Source organism: uncultured Rothia sp. (genome assembly GCF_937976295.1).
Classification (GTDB): Bacteria; Actinomycetota; Actinomycetes; order Actinomycetales; family Micrococcaceae; genus Rothia.
Window position 1 is genome coordinate 1 of the sequence record NZ_CALJRY010000319.1, and the last position, 2,075, is coordinate 2,075.

General features: G+C 57.3%; 1 protein-coding gene, 2 rRNA genes and 1 pseudogene. All 4 read right to left on the reverse strand.

Features of this window, described 5'->3' with window-relative positions:
• Window positions 1-127: pseudogene (locus tag Q0216_RS08500) on the reverse strand (HAD family hydrolase); the annotation flags it as partial.
• 187 nt (window positions 128-314) lie between these two features.
• Entirely contained in the window at window positions 315-1,430 is a 1,116-nt protein-coding gene (locus Q0216_RS08505; protein ID WP_298594524.1) for a hypothetical protein, read from the reverse strand.
• 257 nt (window positions 1,431-1,687) lie between these two features.
• Window positions 1,688-1,804, reverse strand: a 5S ribosomal RNA gene (gene rrf, locus Q0216_RS08510).
• A gap of 60 nt (window positions 1,805-1,864) precedes the next feature.
• Window positions 1,865-2,075, reverse strand: a 23S ribosomal RNA gene (locus tag Q0216_RS08515); the annotation flags it as partial.

Genomic DNA, 2,075 nt, shown 5'->3' on the forward strand with positions numbered 1-2,075 from the left:
TGAGTTCTTCTTCGGCGCGGTTGAGCGCTTCGGGTGCGCCTTCGATGGCGAAGGGGCCTGCGTAGACTACGCCGTCCAAATCGGTGAGGAGGGCATCGTAGCGGGATAGGAGTGCGTTCGTGGTCATAGAGTGTTCCTCTCGGGTCTCTGGCGGTTGTCGCTATTAATCGTACCTGTTAGACACTCTAACGGTGGTGCCTTCGGGCGATTATGTGGAAAACCGCTGGACGCTCTCCCCCGCTTGGGTGTGGCGTCCAGCGGTTTTACGCTGACACTTGGGTCAAGTATTCAGATTTTTTAGATTCTTTGCAGTCTTATTCTGCGGAGGTTTCTTCCGCCTCACCAGTCTTAGGCGCTTCGGTCTTCTCGTCCTCAGCTACCTGAGCTTCGCTTGCTTCCTCTTCTGCGGAAGCTTCAGCGGCTTCTTCAGTTGCTTCTGCGGTCTCAGTGAGTTCTACGGACTTCTCTTCCTTTTCGAAGAGGCCTGCTTCACCGAAGATGTCGAAAATTTCAGGTTCTGCGAAGTTGCCCTGGCCCAGTGCTGCTTCTGCCATGAAGGCGAGGCGTGCCCAGCGTTCTGCTTCCTGGTTGCGGCCAGCGTTAGCCAGCGCGTCGGAGTATGCGCTGAACAGGCGGGGGCTGTACTCGAAGGCACGCTTGGGGTTCAGCTGAGGAATCTGCAGTGCTACAACAGCCTCAGACTTCTTGCCCTGATCGCTGAGGATGCCAGATTCAACGATGGCGAGCTCTACGCGCACGTTGGCGGGCAGTTCTTCCTTCTTGAATTCTGCAATCATTTCCATTGCCTTGGGCAGGCGGCCGAGCGCACGTTCGCAGTCCACCAGCAGTGCCAGGTGGTCTACGGAGCCGCTAATACGGCGGTGGGTACGCAGTTCGCGCAGTGCCAGTTCGAAGTCTTCTGCCACGTATGCGGCGACGCCAACAGCTTCGCGTACTGCGGCAATACGGCCTGCACTGCGGGATGCGGCTACGGCGTGTTCCAGCGCGAATTCGGGGTCGATGTCGAGGTAGCGACCTGCCATGGCGAGGTGCTTTGCGACGGTTTCTGCGTTGCGCGGTTCCAGGGCGCGCAACTGACGGAAGGTTGCGCCGTCCAGCTCGCGGCCGGTGATGTCGTCGTCAATTTCCGGTGCCTTGGGCTTTGCGGGGCGGTAGCCCGCACGGCCACCGATGCTGCGTACTTCTTCGCGAGGTGCTTCGGCCTCGGGCCCGTTGGAGCGAGGTGCCTTGGGCCGGGAGTCGGAGCGACGGCCGTCGAACTTCTTGCCTCCGCGGTCGTTACGCTTGAAACCGCCCTTGCCGCCAAAGTTCTTGCCGCCCTTCTTGGAGCGGAAGTCCTTTCCTCCGCTGTTCTTGCGGTGCTGGCGGGGGCCGGAGCCGTTAGACTCGTGACGGGGGGTCTCAGACATGAATCTCCTTGGGAGGTATCCGCCAGTGTGGGCGGGTAGGGTATGCAGTCGATTCGGGCGAACCGCTGCCTGAGGCATCAACTCTATGAGGGGTGCTTTAGATACACCCGCTAATGCCTAAACATAAGCCATACCATTCTAGTATAGAGAGCACCTTCCGTGCACCCGTTCTGATGGGATGTTAAAGACAAGTGGGGAGGCCGTTAGACCTCCCCAAACAAAAATAGCCCCGGCGAAGCCGGGGCTATTGAATAATAAAGCGGCGATGACCTACTCTCCCACACCCACAAAAGTGCAGTACCATCGGCGCAAAGAGCCTTAGCTTCTGGGTTCGGAATGGAACCAGGCGTTTCCCTCTTGCTATAATCACCGCAAACCTACGGGATTGTTATCCAAAAACCATACAGTGAACGCAAACACAACACATTTCTCGAAAAAGTAAGCCTTCGGCCTATTAGTACCAGTCAACTCCACGAGTCTTCAGTCCCCGCTTCCATACCCGGCCTATCAACCTCATCATCTATAAGGAGCCTCACACACCAAAAGTGCCAGGAAATCTCATCTCGAAACAGGCTTCCCGCTTAGATGCTTTCAGCGGTTATCCCTCCCGAACGTAGCCAATCAGCCATGCACCTGGCGGTACAA